Consider the following 16,107-nt stretch of genomic DNA (forward strand, 5'->3'; position numbering starts at 1 on the left):
CGCCCGCGCGGCCGATGGGGCAGGCGCAAGCACGGATGCTGCACACAGCCAGGCCACGGATAGGCCGACCCCGCACTCGTCGTCGTCGGTGAGGTGGCCCCCGCATGGGCATGTTCGACTCCGTGAGCTCCGTGGCGCTCTCCAGCGCCCTGGACGGGCTCGCGCTGCGCCAGCGCGTCATCGCGGACAACGTCGCGAACCTGCAGACCCCCGGGTACCAGGCGAAGCGCGTCGCGTTCGAGGGGGCGCTCGCCGCCGCGGTGCGCCGCGGCGAGGGCGCGGCCGAGGCGACGGTCTCCCGCTCGCTCGAGCCGACCCGCGAGGACGGCAACAACGTCAACCTCGACGCGGAGACGCTGCTGCACGTCGACACGCAGCTGCGCTACCAGCTCGCCACGCAGGCGATGTCCGGCACGTTCTCGTCCGTCCGCACCGCGATGAGGACGAGCTGATGACGATCTTCGGCGCCATCGGCATCGCGAGCACCGGGCTCACCGTCCACCGCAAGTGGCTCGACGCGGTCAGCGACAACATCGCGAACGTCAGCACCGTGCGCGGCACCGACGAGGAGGCGTTCCGCGCCCGCTACGTCGTCGCGCAGGAGATGGCCGAGGGCGGCGTGCAGGTCGCCGGGGTCGTGCTCGGCGACGCCGAGGGCCGCGTGGTGCACGACCCCGACCACCCCCTCGCCGACGCGCAGGGCTACGTGCGCATGCCCGACGTCGACATGTCCTCCCAGATGACGCAGCTCGTCATGGCGCAGCGTGGCTACCAGGCGAACGCCGCCGTGGTGGACCGCGCGAAGGCGTCGTACGAGGCCGCCCTGCAGATCGGACGCAGCTGATGGTCACCTCCGTCGCCCCCGTCACCGGTGTCGCCGGCGTGCTGCCGGCCGCCGTCCCCGCCGCCCCGACGGCCCCCGACCCGGCCGCCGGCGCCGCGTTCGCGGGCGTGCTCGGCTCCGTCGAGCAGCTCCAGCAGATGCAGTCGACGTCGCAGCAGCTCGCCGTCCGCGCCGTCACCGGCGACCTCGACGACGTGCACGACTACACCGTCGCCTCCGCCCAGGCCTCCCTCGCGCTCGAGCTCACCGCCGCCGTGCGCAACAAGGCCGTCGAGGCGTTCACCGAGATCATGAGGATGCAGGTCTGATGCCCGCCCAGGTGCAGGACGCGTTCGGCCGCCTGGCGGCCGCCGTCAAGCAGTTCTCCCTCGCGCAGCGCACGCTCGCGCTCATCGGCCTCGCCGTGCTCGTGCTCGGCGCGGTCGCGCTGTCGAGCTGGATGTCGCGGCCGACCCTCGCGCCGCTGTTCTCCGGCCTGTCCGGGGCCGACGCGAGCGCGGTCGTCGACCAGCTCGCGTCCGCGGGCGTCGAGTACCAGCTCGCCGACGGGGGCAGCACCGTCATGGTGCCGCGCGACCAGGTGTACGAGCAGCGCGTCGCGATGGCCGCCGCGGGCCTGCCGTCCGACGCGGACGGCGCCGGCTACTCGCTGCTCGACGCGATGCCGATGACCGCGTCGGAGTTCCAGCAGGAGAAGACGTACCAGCGCGCGCTGGAGGGGGAGCTCGCGAAGACCGTCGCGGCGATCGACGGCGTCGAGGCCGCCACGGTGCGCCTGGCCATCCCCGAGGAGACCGTGTTCGTCGCGGAGCGCGCGAACCCGACCGCGTCGGTGTTCGTCCGCAGCCGCACCGGCACGAGCCTCGCCGGCGAGCAGGTGCAGGCGATCGTCCACCTGGTGTCCGCGGGCGTCGACGGCATGGAGCCGACGGACGTCGCGGTCGTCGACGCGGACGGCCGCGTGCTGTCCGCCGTGGGGGAGGGCGCCGCGTCCGGCGGGCTCGCCGACTCGCGCACCGCCGAGCACGAGGCGCGCGTGCAGGCCGCCGTGCAGGCGCTGCTCGACCCGCTCGTCGGCCCGGGCAACGCCACGGTCAGCGTCAACGCCGAGCTCGACCTGTCGCAGACCGAGCGGACGACCGAGGAGTTCTCGGCCACGCCGGAGACGCCGCCGCTGGGCAGCTCCACGAGGACCGAGGAGTACACGGGCACCGGTGGCGCCGCGACGGGCGTGCTCGGCCCCGACAACATCGCCGTCCCGCAGGGCGCCGACGGCGCCGGCACGTACTCGACGACGAGCGAGGACGTGACGAACGCGGTGAACAAGAGCACCGAGGTCGTCCGCCAGTCCCCGGGCTCGCTGCAGCGCCAGTCCGTGTCGGTCATGGTCGACGAGGCCGCCGCCGGCGCCGTGAACATGGCCGACCTGAGCGCGGCCGTCGCCGCGGCCGCCGGCATCGACGAGGAGCGCGGCGACACGCTGTCGGTCCAGCGGATGCCGTTCGACACGACGTCCGCGGAGGCCGCCCAGGAGGCGCTCGCCGCCGCGGACGCGCGCGCCGAGCAGGAGGCGCAGTCGCGGCTGGTCCGGGACCTCGCGATCGCCGGCACCGTGCTGCTCGCCCTCGTCGTCCTCGTCGTCGTCCTCGCCCGCCGCGGGCGCCGGGCCCGGCGCGAGGCGCTCGACCTCGGCCAGATCGACGCCGCGACGACCGCCGTGCTGCCGCCGATCGGCATCGACCCCGACGCGCTGCCCGTGCTGCCGCCGCCGCCGCCCGCCCCGGTGGTGCCGCCGCCGGTCGAGCGCAAGCGCGCCGAGATCGCCGCCCTCGCCGACGAGCAGCCCGACCAGGTCGCCGACCTGCTGCGCGGCTGGCTCGCGACCCCGAGCGGGCGCCGGTGATGCTCACCGGGCGGCAGAAGGCCGCCCTCCTGCTGCTGCAGCTCGGCCGCGAGCGGGCCGCGCGCGTCATGGCGCAGCTCGACGTGCAGGAGATGGAGGACCTGACCGCCGAGATCCTGCGGCTCGAGCGCGTCGACCAGAAGCTGGCCGACGAGGTGCTCGAGGAGTTCTACGACGCCAGCGAGATGGGCCCGGGCCTCGGCGGGGGCGTCGGGTACGCGCAGCACCTGCTCGAGGCGACCCTCGGGCGCGAGCAGGCCGAGACGATGATCGAGCGCCTGCAGACGTCGCTGGCGGGGCACTCCTTCGAGTTCCTGCAGCAGGCCGACGCCCGTCAGGTCGCCTCGCTGCTGGACGGCGAGCACCCGCAGACCGTCGCGCTCGTGCTGGCGCACCTGCGCCCCGAGCACGCCTCCGCGATCCTCGCGGGCCTGCCCACCGACGTGCGCGGCGACGTCGCGCACCGCATCGCCCTCATGGAGCGGGCGTCCCCGGACGTCGTGACGGTCGTCGCGGAGTCGCTGCAGCGCAAGGCGTCGACCGTCCTCGCGCCGCGCGAGCTCGCCGCGATCGGCGGCGTCAAGCCGCTCGTCGAGATCATCAACCGCGCCGACCCCACGACCGAGAAGTCGATCCTCGAGGGGCTGTCCGAGCGGGACGAGTCCCTCGCCGAGGCCGTGCGCGCCCTCATGTTCACGTTCGGCGACGTCGTGCTGCTCGAGGACCGCGCCGTGCAGCTCGTGCTGCGCCAGGTCGAGTCGGCGGCGCTGTCGCAGGCGCTCAAGGGCGCCAGCGCCGAGGTCCGGGACAAGATCCTGCGGAACATGTCCGACCGGGCGCGCGAGAACCTCGTCGAGGAGATGGAGATGCTCGGCCCCGTCCGCCTGTCGCAGGTGGAGGAGGCCCGCGCCGAGATCGTCCAGGTGATCCGCGGCCTCGAGGAGAGCGGGCAGATCGTCGTCCGCCGCGACGGGGAGGACGAGCTCGTTGCCTGACCTCTCCTTCGTGCCGGCACCGCGCCCGGCCCCCGCCACGGTGCCGGCCGCGACGGCCGCGCCCCGGCCCGTCGTCGCGACCGCCGCCCCGGCGCGGGCCGTCACGTTCGTGCCGCTCGGCGGGGCCCGGACGGCCGAGGCCGCCGAGCGCGGCGCCGGGTACGCCGCGGGCTACGCCGCCGGGTACGCCGCGGGCGCACGGCGCGCCGCGGAGGAGGCGGCCCACGAGGCGGACCGGCAGCGGACCCTCGCCGCCGCCGAGCGCGAGGCGCGCGCCGCCGAGCACGAGCGGGCCGCGCAGGTGCTGGAGCGGGCGGCGCAGGCCATGCACGCGGTGCGCGCGCCGGTCCTCGAGAGCGCGCTGGACGCCGTGCGCGCCGGGGCGCTCGAGCTGGCCGTCGCCCTGCTCGGGCACGAGCTCGCGGACCCGAGCGCCGCCGCCCGTGCCGCCCTGACCCGCGTCCTGGGTGCGTCCGACCTGCCCGACGAGGTCGTCGTCCGGCTGCACCCGCGCGACCTGGACGCTCTTGCAACGGACGACCGCGCGACGCTGCCGCCCGGGCTGCGGCTCGTCGCCGACCCCGGCCTCGCGCCGGGCGACGCCGTCGCGGAGCACGCCGACGGCGAGCTCGACGCCCGCGTGACCTCCGCCGTGGAGCGGGTCCGCACGGCGCTGGGGGCGGCGTGACCGCCGCCGTGCTGCACCGCGCCCCCGCGGACGCGCCCTGGGACGCCGCCCTGCGCGCGGCGCGCCCCGAGGCCGTCGGCCGGGTGCGCGCCGTCGTCGGGCTGTCCGTCGAGACGGTCGGCACCGGTTCCGCCGTCGGGGACCTCGTCTCCATCGGCGACGGGCCGGACCCGCTCGTGGCGGAGGTCGTCGCGACCGCCGGCGGCTCCGCGCGCTGCATGCCGCTCGGTGCGACGACCGGCCTGCAGGCCGGGATGCCCGTGCGCGGGCACGGCACCGGGCTGCGCGTGCCCGTGGGCAGGGGCCTGCTCGGCCGCGTCCTGGACGGCCTCGGCCGACCGATCGACGGTAGCGGGCCGCTCGCGGCCGACGCGTGGGTGCCGCTCGACGGCGCCGCGCCGCACCCGCTCGACCGGGCGCGCGTCGACACCCCGCTCGAGCTGGGCGTGCGCGTGCTCGACACGCTCGTCACCGCCGGCCGCGGCCAGCGACTCGGCCTGTTCGCCGGGTCGGGCGTCGGGAAGTCCAGCCTCCTGTCGATGATCGCGCGCGGCACGGAGGCCGAGGTCTCCGTGATCGCCCTCGTCGGGGAGCGCGGGCGCGAGGTGCGCGAGTTCCTCGAGGACGACCTGGGGCCCGAGGGGCTCGCACGGTCCGTCGTGGTCGTCGCGACCTCCGACCAGCCGCCGCTCGTGCGGCTGCGCTCGGCGTTCGTCGCCACCCGCATCGCCGAGCACCTGCGCGACGGCGGTGCGCACGCGGTGCTCATGATGGACTCGCTCACCCGCGTGGCCATGGCGCAGCGCGAGATCGGCCTGTCCGTGGGCGAGCCGCCCGCGACGCGCGGCTACCCGCCCAGCACGTTCGCCCTGCTGGCGCAGCTGCTTGAGCGCGCGGGCACGGGCCCGACCGGGTCGGTGACCGGCCTGTACACCGTCCTCGTCGACGGCGACGACCACAACGAGCCGGTCGCGGACGCGGCACGGTCGATCCTCGACGGGCACGTGGTGCTCGACCGCCGCCTCGCCGTCGCGGGGCACTTCCCGTCGGTCGACGCGCTCGGCTCGGTGAGCCGGGTCGCGTCCCGCGTGACGAGCCTGCAGCAGCGCGCCGACGCGACGCGCCTGCGCGCGGTCATGGCGGCGCGGCGGCAGGCGCAGGACCTGCTGGACGTGGGCGCGTACGTGGCGGGCTCGAACCCGCTCGTCGACACGGCCGTGGCGCACGCCGGGGCGGTCGACGCCTTCCTGCGGCAGGGCATGGACGAGAGCGCGCCGGCCGCGCAGTCGTGGCAGCGGCTGCGCGCGCTCGTCGCATCGATGGGGGAGTCATGAGCCGACGGTTCCCGCTGGGCGGCCTGCTGCGGGTGCGCGGCATGGCCGAGGACCGCGCCGCGGGGGACCTCGCGGCGGCGCGCCGCGAGCAGCTCGCGGCGCAGGAGCGGGCGCGCGCGACGGCGGAGATGCTCGGCACCACCGACCTGCCCGGCGCGCACGACGTCCTCACGTGGCAGGCGACCGTCGCCGGCCGCCTCGCGCTGCAGGCGCTGCTGGTCGAGCGCACCGAGCAGGTGCGCGTGGCGCAGCAGCACGTCGAGGCGCGTCAGGACGAGTGGTCCCGCGCCCGCACGGCGACGCGCACGGTGGAGAAGCTGCGCGACGCGCACGCCGCCCAGGTGCGCACCGAGGACGAGCGCGCCGAGCAGCGCGTGCTGGACGAGGTCGCCGGGCGCCCCCGCGCCGCCGGGACCTCGGCCGGGGGCGTGGCCGGGACCGGGCACGAGGAGGAGAGCCGATGACCACCGCCACGGTGACCGCCGTCGCACCCGCGCCGCGCCCGCCCGCGCCCGCGGCGGGCGCCGGCGCGCGCACGACCGGACGCGCGTTCGAGGACGCGCTCGCCGCGGCCGGGGCGGACCGCCCCGAGCCGGCGACCGCACGGGCCGACCGCTCGCACGCGGACCGCTCGCACGCCGACCGGGCCCGCGCCGACCGGTCTGACCGGCCCCGGACCGACGAGCCCGTGCGCGACGCCCGCACCGGGTCCGCGCCCGGGCAGCCGGGCGACGCGCCGGCCGGTGCGGCCGCGGAGGCCGCGGCCGCACCCGACGGCACGGCCGCACCCGACGCCACGGCGGCGCCGGACGGCACGGCGGTCCCCGGCAGCCCGTCGGACGGCGCGACGCCCGACGGCGTGGTCGGCCCGGGCGCGGCCGTGCCCGCGGAGCTCCTCGCCCTGCTCGTCCCGGCGGCGCCGACGGCACCGGGCGCACCCGGCGAGGCCGCGGCTCCGGTGGCGGCGCCTCCCACGGCCGCCGTCGCCGCCGGCGCTGCCGCACCCGTGGCCGCGACGCCCGCCGTCGCCCCGTCCGTGGCGCCGGTGCCGGCCGCGGCCCCCGGGGGCACGGCCACCGGTCCCGCCCCGGACGCCGCCGCGTCCGCCCCCACGGCCGTGCCGGCGCCCGCACCCGCCGGCGCCGCGGCACCGGCGGCGCCCGCCGGGCCGACCAGGCCCGCGCTCGGCGACGCCCCCGTCGCCACCCCCGCCACGCCGGCGGAGCCCGCCGTGCTCGGCGCCGCCGCCGAGCACGCCGCCGGCCCCACCCGCCCCGAGGCGGGCGGCGCCACAGCCCCGGCCGCGCCCGCCGCGGGCGCGCCGACGGCGTCCGCGCCGCACTCGGCACCGGCAGGCGCGGTGCCCGCGCCGACCGCGCCCGCCGCACCCGCCGCGCCCGCGCCCGCACCGGCCGCGGACCCGCGGCCCGGCGGCGCCCCCGAGCCGCCGACCGTCGCCGAGCAGCTCGGCGCACGCGTGCGCAGCCTCGGGGCCGGCCGGCACGTGCTGTCGGTCGCGCTGGACCCCGAGCACCTCGGCGCCGCGCGCGTCGTCGCCCACATCGCGGGCGACACCGTCCGGGTGGACCTGGCCGGTGCGACCGAGGTGACGCGGGAGGCGCTGCGCGCGAGCCTCGCCGAGCTGCGCCGCGACCTGCAGCAGGCGGGGCTCCAGGTCGACGTCGGCCTGTCCGGCGACGACCGGCAGCAGGCCTCGGGCCGTCCCGACGCGCGCGGCGAGCAGGGCGCCGCCCCGGCCGCCGGTGCGCGCTCCGGCGCCGCCGCCCCCGCCACGTCCCCGTCCGCTCCCGCCGTGCCCACGCACGACGGCACCCTCGACCTCGTCGTCTGACCGGAGGCCCCATGAGCATCGACGTGTCCTACCTGACGGGCCCCCGCACGCCCGACCCGTCGGCCGCCGGCGCCACGGCGTCCAACGGCGAGCTCGACAAGCAGGCGTTCCTCGAGCTGCTCGTCACGCAGCTGCGCTACCAGGACCCGAGCAGCCCCATGGACGCCTCCGCCCTCATGGCGCAGACGACCCAGCTCACCACCATGGAGCGGCTCGTCGAGCTGTCGGACACGCAGCGCGAGGCCTTCGCGCTGCAGATGCGCCAGACGGCGGCGGGGCTCGTCGGCCAGGACGTGACCTGGACGGAGGGCGACGTGACCCGATCCGGCCGCGTCGAGTCCGTGTCCTACGCCGGCACCGTCCCGACCGTCCGCGTCGGGGACGTCGACGTCCCGCTCGACGCGGTCTCCGCCGTCACCGCCCCGACCGCCCCCGCCGCGCCCGGCACCCCCGCCGCACCGCCCGCGGCGCCCACGACCTCCGCCTGACGCGGACCACCCCGAAGGGAACCGACCATGCTCCGCTCGCTCTTCTCCGGCATCAGCGGTCTGCGCAGCCACCAGACCATGCTCGACGTCACGGGCAACAACATCGCGAACGTCAACACGACGGGCTTCAAGTCCTCGCAGATCCAGTTCCAGGACACCCTCAGCCAGGTCGTGCAGAACGCCGGCGGCGCCCAGCCGGGGACCGGTGGCACGAACCCCGCGCAGGTCGGCCTCGGCGTGCGGGTCGCCGGCATCACGACGAGCTTCACGCAGGGCGCGTCGCAGCTCACGGGCCGCAGCACCGACATGATGATCCAGGGCGACGGGTTCTTCGTCGTGCGCAAGGGCGCCGAGCAGTTCTACACGCGCGCCGGCTCGTTCGACTTCGACGCGACGGGCCAGATGGTCCTGCCCGGCGAGGGTGCGCTCGTGCAGGGCTGGGCGGCCGTCAACGGCGTCGTCGACACGAACGGACCGCTCACGGACCTGCGCGTGCCTGCGGGCGCGATCATGGACGCGGTCGCGTCGACCACGGCGACGTACTCCGGCAACCTGGACGCGTCGGCCGCGGACGGCACCGCGCTCACCCGGGCGATCACGGTGTACGACGCCACGGGCGTCGAGCGCGAGCTCGAGCTCACGTTCACGAAGTCGGCGGCGGGCTGGTCCGTCTCGGCGACGGACGGCACGGCGACCGTCGCCGACCAGGCCATGACGTTCGACGCGGCGGGCGCCCTGACCACGCCGACCACGCTCACGGTCGGCGGCGTCGCGGTCGACATCTCGACGATCACGGGCTTCGCCGGCCTGGAGAACGTGACCGCCAAGTCGCAGGACGGGCAGGCCGCGGGCGTGCTGCAGTCGTTCGCGCTGAACCCCGACGGCACGATCGTCGGCTCGTTCTCCAACTCGCTCAAGCAGGTCGTCGGGCGCATCGCGCTCGGGGCGTTCACGAACCCCGCGGGCCTGGAGAAGGCCGGGGGCTCGCTGTTCCGCACGACCGTCAACTCCGGCGAGCCGCAGCTCGGCGCCGCGGGCCAGGGCGGGCGCGGCACGCTCGCCGGCGGCGCGCTCGAGATGTCGAACGTCGACCTGTCGAGCGAGTTCACCAGCCTGATCGTCGCGCAGCGCGGCTTCCAGGCGAACTCGCGCGTCATCACGACGTCGGACGAGCTGCTGCAGGAGCTCGTCAACCTCAAGCGGTGAGTCCCGTGGAGGGCGTCGCCGCGCTCGCCGCGCGGGTCGCCGAGATCCGTCAGGTCGTCGAGGGGCGCGCGGCGTCGCGCCCCTCGACGGCGGACCCCTCGGCCGGGTTCGCCGCGGTGCTCGCGGCCGAGCTCGGCGCGTCGGGCGGGTCCGGCGTCGCCGCCTCCCTGGGTCCGGTGCTGGGCACCCTCGCGTCGTCGTCGTCGGCGTCGGCGGGCGCCGGCGTGCCGGCCGTCGGGGCCGCGGCCGCGGCGGCGCCGGCCGTCGCCGGGCCGGACCTCGCGCCGTCGTCGGTGCGTCGCGTCAACGGCGACCCGCTGCCCGCCGCGCTCGCGTCGTACCAGAACGGCCGCGTGCCCGAGGCCGCGCTCAGCCCCGTCGGGACGGGCGGCCACCGCCTGTTCGCGCCGGCGGCGCAGGCGCTGACCTCGCTGATCGACGCCGCCGCGAGCGACGGCGTGACGATCGGCATCACCGACACGTACCGCACGTACGACACGCAGGTGGACCTCGTGCGGCGCAAGGGCCTGTACTCGCAGGGCGGCCTGGCCGCCACGCCCGGCACGTCGGACCACGGCTGGGGCCTGGCTGCCGACCTGCGGCTCGACGACCGGGCGCTCGCGTGGATGCGCACGAACGCCGGCCGCTTCGGGTTCGCCGAGGACACGCCGCGCGAGCCGTGGCACTGGGCGTACCAGACGTGACGGGGGCTCCGGCGCGCAGGCCGCGCGCCGGAGTCCTCACACCCCACGGCGACCGGCCGATGGGAGGGGCGGTGACGACCCACGGACGGGTCGGCCGACGGCCGCCGCGGCGGCCGCAGCAGCTTGGTGACCAGGGACGGGATGCACCGTGATCGTCGTGACGCGCCTGACCGGAGCGCAGTTCGGGGTGAACCCCGACCTGATCCAGCGGGTCGAGTGCGCCCCCGACACGATCCTCACGCTCGTCGACGGCACCAAGTTCATCGTCCGCGAGTCGCTGGACGAGGTCATCGCCCTGGTCCACGAGCACCGTGCCTCGCTGCTGGCGCGCTCCCGGGAGCTCGAGGCGCGCGGACCGCTCGGCGCGGTCCCCGACCAGCCCGACGAGCCCGACGAGCACGAGGACGAGCGCACCGTGTCCCCGCCCGTGCCCCTGCGTCCGAGGAGGCGCTGATGGACCCCGCCGGCCTCATCGGCCTCGTCGTCGCCTTCGGCGCCATCTTCGGGGCGCTGCTCCTCGAGGGCGCCGACCCGATGTCGATCTTCCTGCCCGCGCCGCTGCTGCTCGTCTGGGTGGGCACGCTCGGCGTCGGGCTCGCCGGGCACACCATGAAGGACGCCCTGGGCGCGTTCGCGGCCGTGCCGCGCGCGCTGCGCAGCAAGGCGCCGGAGCCCGACGCGACGGTCGACGTGGTCGTCCAGCTCGCCGAGCGCGCGCGCCGGGAGGGCCTGCTCGCGCTCGAGGACGCGGCGCGCGAGATCGAGGACCCCTTCCTGCGGGACGGCCTGCGGTCGGCCATCGACGGCACCGACCCCGAGGACCTGCGCCTCATGCTCGAGGACCGGATCGCGAGCAAGCGGGCGACCGAGCGCACGCACGCCAAGTACTTCCAGGACATGGGCGGGTACGCGCCGACGGTCGGCATCATCGGCACCGTCATCAGCCTCGTGCACGTGCTGGAGAACCTGTCGGACCCGGCGAGCCTGGGGCACTCGATCGCCGCGGCGTTCGTCGCGACGCTGTGGGGCATCCTGTCCGCGAACGTCGTGTGGCTGCCGATCGGCAACCGCATCCGCCGCATCTCCGACCTCGAGTGCCAGCAGATGGAGGTCACCCTCGAGGGCCTGCTCGCCGTGCAGGCCGGGGCCAACCCGCGCCTGGTCGGGCAGCGCCTGCGCTCGCTCGTGCCGGAGCAGCAGGGCCGCAAGGGCAAGGAGAAGGACAAGGACAAGGCGGCCGCATGAGCGCGGCGACCCGCGCGCACCGTCCGGGCGGCCGGCGCACCCGGCACGTCGAGGAGGAGCACGTCAACCACGAGCGCTGGCTGGTCTCCTACTCGGACATGATCACCGTGCTCATGGCGCTGTTCATCGTGCTGTTCGCCATCAGCCAGGTCGACCAGGAGAAGTACGTCGCGCTGCGCGCGTCCCTCGCCGCGGGCTTCGGTGAGCAGAGCATGCAGGAGTCGGTGCTCACGGGCAGCGACGGCGTGCTGGACGGGCTGAGCGCCTCGGGCACGCAGCAGGCCGACCCGTCCGGCACCGCGGGGATCGTCGACGCCGACGCGGGCCTCGGCGACCAGGCCGCGCAGCCCGTGCCGGCGCAGCAGGCGTCGGTGGACCCGGAGGTGCTCGCGGCCGCGCAGGCCGAGGCCGAGCACCTGCAGGAGATCGCCGCGCACATCCGCGCGGCCCTCGCCGGGCGGGGCCTGGACCGCGTCGTCCAGATGCGGGTCGACGAGCGCGGGCTCGTGCTCGGCCTCGTCGCCGACGACGTGTTCTTCGCGCCCGCGTCGGCCGAGCTCACGCCCACCGCGCGCAGCGTGCTCGACGCGGCCGGGCCGACGCTCGTGGCGATCCAGGAGGCGGTCCGCGTCGAGGGGCACGCGAACGTGCTGCCCGTCGGCGGCCGGTACGCGACGAACTGGGAGCTGTCCGCGGACCGCGCGACCCAGGTGCTGCGGCACCTGGTCGAGGCCGACGGGATGCCGCCCACGCGCATCGAGGCCGTCGGCTTCGGCGACGCCCGCCCGCTCGTGCAGGGCATGGACGAGGCCGCGCTCGCGGCGAACCGGCGCGTCGACCTGGTCGTGCTGTCCGGCGCGCCGGAGCAGGTCCGCGCGCTGCTGCCGGCGGTGACCGCGCCGTGAGCCACCCGACCGTGAGCCACCCGACCGTGACCGACCCGACCGTGACCGACCCGACCCCGGGGGAGGAGTGACCATGTCACCCGTCGAGCAGCGAGTCGTGTCCTCGCAGAAGATCGGCGCCCGCCCGCAGCGGCCCATCGGCGCGTCCGCGCCGCCGCCGCCCGCGGAGGAGCCGAAGCCGACCGGCAGGCGCAAGCGCCTGCTGCTGGTGCTCGGCGTCGTCGTCGTGCTGCTGGTCGCCGCCGCGGCCGTGTGGTTCCTCGTCCTGCGTCCGCAGGGCGGCGAGGCGGCGCACGCCCCCGAGCCCGCGCCCGAGCGGGGCGAGGTCGTGCAGGTCGAGCCCGTGAGCCTCAACCTCGCCGACGGCCACTACCTGCGCATCGGGCTGGGTCTGCAGCTGACCGCGGACGCGCACGGCGCGCCCGACCCGTCCCGCGCCGTCGACGCCGCGATCGCCCTGTACTCGGGCCGCAGCGTCGCCGAGGTGCAGGACCCCGCGACCCGCGACGCGCTCAAGGCCGAGCTCGCCGCCACCCTCGCCGACGTGTACGAGGGCGAGGTGATGGACGTCTACCTGACGAGCTACGTCACGCAGTGACGTGACCTGCCGGGCGCCACGGACGGCGCCCCCGTCGCTCCCTGCGCCGCCGCCCCGCGTCGGCCGCGCGACCGCACCCAGGACGGGTCGGGGGAGATTCACCCGCGCGGGATGGCTCACATCGCCCGGGCGGCGGTCGATGGGCCGGACGTGACAGCCGCCCCGACGACACCCGCGCGCGCCGTCGTGCCCGCGCGCCGCCGGTCCCGCACGACCGATCCGGTGCCGTACGACTTCCGCCGCCCCCTCACGCTCTCCCGCGAGCACGCGCGCCACCTCGAGATGGCGTTCCAGCGGTTCGCCCGCCTGTGGGGCACGCAGCTCACCGCGCGGCTGCGTGCGCTGTCCCAGGTGACGTTCGAGGACCTCGCCCTCATGCCGTACGACGAGTACGTCGGCGGCCTGCCCACCCCGACCGGGCTGTTCCTGTGCACGGTCGAGGCGCCGCGCGGCACCGCGCTGCTGCAGGTCCCCGTGCCCGGCACGCTCGTGTGGGTCGACTACCTGTTCGGCGGCACCGGCCGCGGCGACGACCGCGAGGACCGCGAGCTCACCGAGATCGAGACGACCGTCGTGCGCGAGGTCCTCGACCACGCGCTCGGCGACCTCGGCTACGCGTTCGCGGCGATCATGCCGCTCGCGCTGTCCGTGCGGTCCGTGCAGTACAACCCCCAGTTCGTGCAGGCGGTCGCCGCCTCCGACGCCGTGCTCGTCGCGACGTTCGGCCTGCGGGTCGGGGACCGCCTCGACACGGCGACGCTCATGCTCCCGGCCGACCCGCTCATGAACGCGCTGCGCGCCCCCGACCAGGGGCCGTCGGGCGACGACGGCGCCGCGGCCGCCGCCCGCACGGCGCGCGCCGACCTCGAGCGGGCGACGCTCGAGGTGCCGGTCGACGTCGTGGTCCGCTGCACGCCCCGCACCGTCCACCCGCGCGACGTCGTCGGCCTCGCCGTCGGCGACGTGCTGCCCCTGTCCCACCCCGCCGGCAGCCCGCTCGAGGTCGTGGTGGAGGACGTCGTCCTCGCGCACGCCGCGGCCGGCAGCCACGGGGCCCGGCTCGCCTGCCAGGTCGTCAGCGTCGAGGAGAACTTCGCATGAACCCCACCGCCACCGCCGGCGCCGCCGCGGCCCGCGCCGCCGCGGCCGCCGCCTCCCTGGTCCCGGCCCCCGTCCCGCTCACCGCGGTGCCGGCGGCCGACGCCCCGCCCGCCGACGCCCCCGCGGTCGTCGCGCCAGTCGTCGGCCAGCGCGGCGGCGAGGTCGTCGTCGTGCTCGGGCCCGCGGTCGTGCAGGCCCTCGCCGAGGGCGCCGTCGCCGGCGCGAGCCTCGACCCCGCCGAGGCGCTGCGGCCCGCGCTCGCCGCGGCCGCGGCCGAGCTCGGCGACGGCGTGCTGGGCGCGGCGCGCTCGGCCACCGCCGGCGACGCCGTCGCGGGCGACGCGCACGTGTTCGCCCTGCAGGGCGACGGCGCCACCCTCGCCTGGTGCGCCGTGCGGGTGCGCGCCGAGGAGCCCGCGCCCCGGGCGGCGGTGCCGACGCAGCGCGGCGCGCACCTGCGCGTCCTCTACGACGTCGAGATGACCCTCACCGCGGAGCTGGGCCGCACGAAGCTGCCGCTCAAGCAGGTCCTCGACCTCACGCCCGGTGCCGTGCTCGAGCTCGACCGCACCGCCGGCAGCCCGGCGGACATCGTCGTGAACGGCCGGCTCATCGCGCGCGGCGAGGTCGTCGTCGTGGACGAGGACTACGGCGTGCGCGTCACGGAGATCGTCGCAGGGTCGGACCCGGCCTGATGGACGAGCTGCTGGTCGCCGGCCGGGTCCTCGTCTCGCTCGCGGTCGTCGCGGGCCTGATCTGGTACCTGGCGCGGCGGTTCGGCGGCGCCGGCCGGCCGGCCGGGGACGACCGCGAGCCGCACGTGCGCGTCGTGGACCGCCAGGCGCTCGGCCGCAACGCCGGCGTCGCGGTCGTCGCCGTGGGCAGCCGCCGCCTGCTCGTCGGGTTCGGCGAGCAGCAGGTCACGATGCTCACCGAGCTCGGCCCGGTGCACGACCAGCCGGCACCGGTGGTGCCGTCCCCGCGCACGGCGTCCGCGCTCGAGCCCGCGGCCGGGACCTCGGCCGCCGGCACGCTCGCGGGGTCCGTCCTCTCGCCGGCCACGTGGCGCGCCACGGTGCGCGCCCTGCAGGACCGCACGGTGCGCCGATGACGACGGCCGTCCCGCACGCGGCGGGCGCGGGTGCCCGCGCGGCACGGCGTGCCATCCTCGTCCTGCTCGTCGCTGCCGTCCTCGCGCTGGTGGCGCTCGCGGGTGCGGGCGGGGCGCACGCGGCCGTCGGCCCGACGCCGCCCGCGCCGCCCGTCGACCCCGCCGCGCCGGCGGCCCCGGGCCTCGGCGACAGCGTGACGGTCGGGATCAACGGCATCAACGGCACCCCGAGCAGCTCGATCGTCGTCCTGCTCGGCATCACGCTGCTGTCGGTCGCCCCGTCGCTGCTGCTGCTCACGACGAGCTTCACGAAGATCCTCGTCGTCCTGTCGCTGACGCGGAACGCGCTCGGCCTGCAGGGCGTGCCGCCCAACCAGGTGCTCGCCGGGCTCGCGCTGTTCCTCTCGCTGTTCGTCATGGCGCCCGTGCTCGCGGGCGTCAACGACGCCGGCGTGCAGCCCTACCTCGACGGGCAGCTCACGTTCACGCAGGCCGTGGACGCCGGGTGGGCGCCGCTGCGGGAGTTCATGCTCGCGCACACGCGCGAGGAGGACATCGCGCTGCTCACCCGCGCCGCCGACGCGCCCAACCCCGGCACGCCGCAGGACGTGTCGTTCCAGGTGCTCGCGCCGGCGTTCCTCCTCTCGGAGCTGCGGGCCGCGTTCATCATGGGCTTCGTCATCTTCGTGCCGTTCCTCGTCATCGACCTCGTGGTGTCCGCGGCGCTGATGTCGATGGGCATGATGATGCTGCCGCCCGTCATGGTGTCGCTGCCGTTCAAGCTCCTGCTGTTCGTCCTCGTCGACGGCTGGGGCCTGGTCGTCACCTCGCTCGTCGGCTCGTACACCGGGGCCGGCTGATGGACACCAACGCCGTCCTCGACATCGCCCTGGACGCCCTCGTCCTGTCGGCCAAGCTCTCCGCGCCCGTCCTGGTCACGGCGCTCGTCGTCGGGTTCGCCGTGTCCCTCGTGCAGTCGGTCACGCAGATCCAGGAGGTCACGCTCTCCTTCGTGCCGAAGGCGCTCGCGGCGGCGGTCGCGCTGCTCGTGTGCGGGCACTGGATGATCACCGAGCTCGTGTCCTTCACCCACGAGCTGTTCGCCCGCATCCCGGGGCTCGTGGGCGGCTGAC

21 protein-coding genes are annotated in these 16,107 nt (G+C 76.6%); all 21 read left to right on the plus strand.

Annotated elements, in window-relative coordinates; all coding sequences use genetic code 11:
* Positions 1 to 110: 110 nt before the first annotated feature.
* On the plus strand, positions 111 to 452 hold the full coding sequence (locus FB586_RS06335) for a flagellar basal body rod protein FlgB (RefSeq protein ID WP_136518923.1): 342 nt from the start codon (positions 111 to 113) through the stop codon (positions 450 to 452).
* Positions 452 to 844 carry a flagellar basal body rod protein FlgC gene (flgC, locus tag FB586_RS06340; RefSeq protein ID WP_136518493.1) on the plus strand — a complete coding sequence of 131 codons (393 nt, stop codon included), beginning with the start codon at positions 452 to 454 and terminating at the stop codon, positions 842 to 844. Before FB586_RS06335 ends, flgC begins: the two co-directional genes overlap by 1 nt.
* Positions 844 to 1,152 (plus strand): flagellar hook-basal body complex protein FliE, encoded by a 309-nt coding sequence (gene fliE / locus FB586_RS06345; RefSeq protein ID WP_136518494.1) that lies wholly within the window; start codon positions 844 to 846, stop codon positions 1,150 to 1,152. The genes flgC and fliE overlap by 1 nt, the downstream gene beginning before the upstream one ends.
* Complete coding sequence (gene fliF / locus FB586_RS06350; RefSeq protein ID WP_136518495.1) at positions 1,152 to 2,747, plus strand: flagellar basal-body MS-ring/collar protein FliF; 1,596 nt, start codon at positions 1,152 to 1,154, stop codon at positions 2,745 to 2,747. Before fliE ends, fliF begins: the two co-directional genes overlap by 1 nt.
* Complete coding sequence (gene fliG, locus FB586_RS06355; protein ID WP_136518924.1) at positions 2,747 to 3,742, plus strand: flagellar motor switch protein FliG; 996 nt, start codon at positions 2,747 to 2,749, stop codon at positions 3,740 to 3,742. The genes fliF and fliG overlap by 1 nt, the downstream gene beginning before the upstream one ends.
* A complete protein-coding gene (locus FB586_RS06360; protein WP_136518496.1) occupies positions 3,735 to 4,430 on the plus strand; it encodes a FliH/SctL family protein in 696 nt (231 codons plus the stop codon). Before fliG ends, FB586_RS06360 begins: the two co-directional genes overlap by 8 nt.
* Positions 4,427 to 5,764 carry a FliI/YscN family ATPase gene (locus FB586_RS06365; protein ID WP_281276650.1) on the plus strand — a complete coding sequence of 446 codons (1,338 nt, stop codon included), beginning with the start codon at positions 4,427 to 4,429 and terminating at the stop codon, positions 5,762 to 5,764. Before FB586_RS06360 ends, FB586_RS06365 begins: the two co-directional genes overlap by 4 nt.
* Positions 5,761 to 6,228, plus strand: a complete 468-nt coding sequence (locus tag FB586_RS06370; RefSeq protein WP_136518497.1) for a flagellar export protein FliJ — start codon at positions 5,761 to 5,763, stop codon at positions 6,226 to 6,228. Before FB586_RS06365 ends, FB586_RS06370 begins: the two co-directional genes overlap by 4 nt.
* Positions 6,225 to 7,616 (plus strand): flagellar hook-length control protein FliK, encoded by a 1,392-nt coding sequence (locus tag FB586_RS06375; RefSeq protein ID WP_136518498.1) that lies wholly within the window; start codon positions 6,225 to 6,227, stop codon positions 7,614 to 7,616. Before FB586_RS06370 ends, FB586_RS06375 begins: the two co-directional genes overlap by 4 nt.
* An 11-nt stretch (positions 7,617 to 7,627) precedes the next feature.
* A complete protein-coding gene (locus tag FB586_RS06380) occupies positions 7,628 to 8,104 on the plus strand; it encodes a flagellar hook assembly protein FlgD (protein ID WP_136518499.1) in 477 nt (158 codons plus the stop codon).
* Between the two features lie 27 nt (positions 8,105 to 8,131).
* Positions 8,132 to 9,310 (plus strand): flagellar hook protein FlgE, encoded by a 1,179-nt coding sequence (locus tag FB586_RS06385; RefSeq protein WP_136518500.1) that lies wholly within the window; start codon positions 8,132 to 8,134, stop codon positions 9,308 to 9,310.
* Positions 9,307 to 10,014: a M15 family metallopeptidase gene (locus FB586_RS06390; protein ID WP_246036569.1), complete on the plus strand. Its 708-nt coding sequence runs from the start codon at positions 9,307 to 9,309 to the stop codon at positions 10,012 to 10,014. Before FB586_RS06385 ends, FB586_RS06390 begins: the two co-directional genes overlap by 4 nt.
* Before the next feature lie 157 nt (positions 10,015 to 10,171).
* Entirely contained in the window at positions 10,172 to 10,468 is a 297-nt protein-coding gene (locus tag FB586_RS06395; RefSeq protein WP_246036571.1) for a flagellar FlbD family protein, read from the plus strand.
* Positions 10,468 to 11,259, plus strand: coding sequence for a motility protein A (locus FB586_RS06400; RefSeq protein ID WP_136518502.1), 792 nt, complete (start codon positions 10,468 to 10,470; stop codon positions 11,257 to 11,259). The genes FB586_RS06395 and FB586_RS06400 overlap by 1 nt, the downstream gene beginning before the upstream one ends.
* Positions 11,256 to 12,164, plus strand: a complete 909-nt coding sequence (locus tag FB586_RS06405; RefSeq protein WP_136518503.1) for an OmpA/MotB family protein — start codon at positions 11,256 to 11,258, stop codon at positions 12,162 to 12,164. The genes FB586_RS06400 and FB586_RS06405 overlap by 4 nt, the downstream gene beginning before the upstream one ends.
* A gap of 73 nt (positions 12,165 to 12,237) precedes the next feature.
* Positions 12,238 to 12,762, plus strand: coding sequence for a flagellar basal body-associated FliL family protein (locus FB586_RS06410; protein WP_136518504.1), 525 nt, complete (start codon positions 12,238 to 12,240; stop codon positions 12,760 to 12,762).
* 150 nt (positions 12,763 to 12,912) lie between these two features.
* Entirely contained in the window at positions 12,913 to 13,863 is a 951-nt protein-coding gene (locus FB586_RS06415) for a flagellar motor switch protein FliM (RefSeq protein WP_246036573.1), read from the plus strand.
* Positions 13,860 to 14,558 carry a flagellar motor switch protein FliN gene (gene fliN, locus FB586_RS06420; protein WP_136518506.1) on the plus strand — a complete coding sequence of 233 codons (699 nt, stop codon included), beginning with the start codon at positions 13,860 to 13,862 and terminating at the stop codon, positions 14,556 to 14,558. Before FB586_RS06415 ends, fliN begins: the two co-directional genes overlap by 4 nt.
* Positions 14,558 to 14,974, plus strand: a complete 417-nt coding sequence (locus FB586_RS06425; protein WP_136518507.1) for a FliO/MopB family protein — start codon at positions 14,558 to 14,560, stop codon at positions 14,972 to 14,974. The genes fliN and FB586_RS06425 overlap by 1 nt, the downstream gene beginning before the upstream one ends.
* On the plus strand, positions 14,971 to 15,834 hold the full coding sequence (gene fliP / locus FB586_RS06430) for a flagellar type III secretion system pore protein FliP (RefSeq protein WP_136518508.1): 864 nt from the start codon (positions 14,971 to 14,973) through the stop codon (positions 15,832 to 15,834). The genes FB586_RS06425 and fliP overlap by 4 nt, the downstream gene beginning before the upstream one ends.
* Complete coding sequence (fliQ, locus tag FB586_RS06435; protein ID WP_136518509.1) at positions 15,834 to 16,106, plus strand: flagellar biosynthesis protein FliQ; 273 nt, start codon at positions 15,834 to 15,836, stop codon at positions 16,104 to 16,106. The genes fliP and fliQ overlap by 1 nt, the downstream gene beginning before the upstream one ends.
* Position 16,107 lies beyond the last annotated feature (1 nt).

The sequence above is a fragment of the Cellulomonas telluris genome (assembly GCF_004886325.1).
GTDB lineage: Bacteria > Actinomycetota > Actinomycetes > Actinomycetales > Cellulomonadaceae > Cellulomonas > Cellulomonas telluris.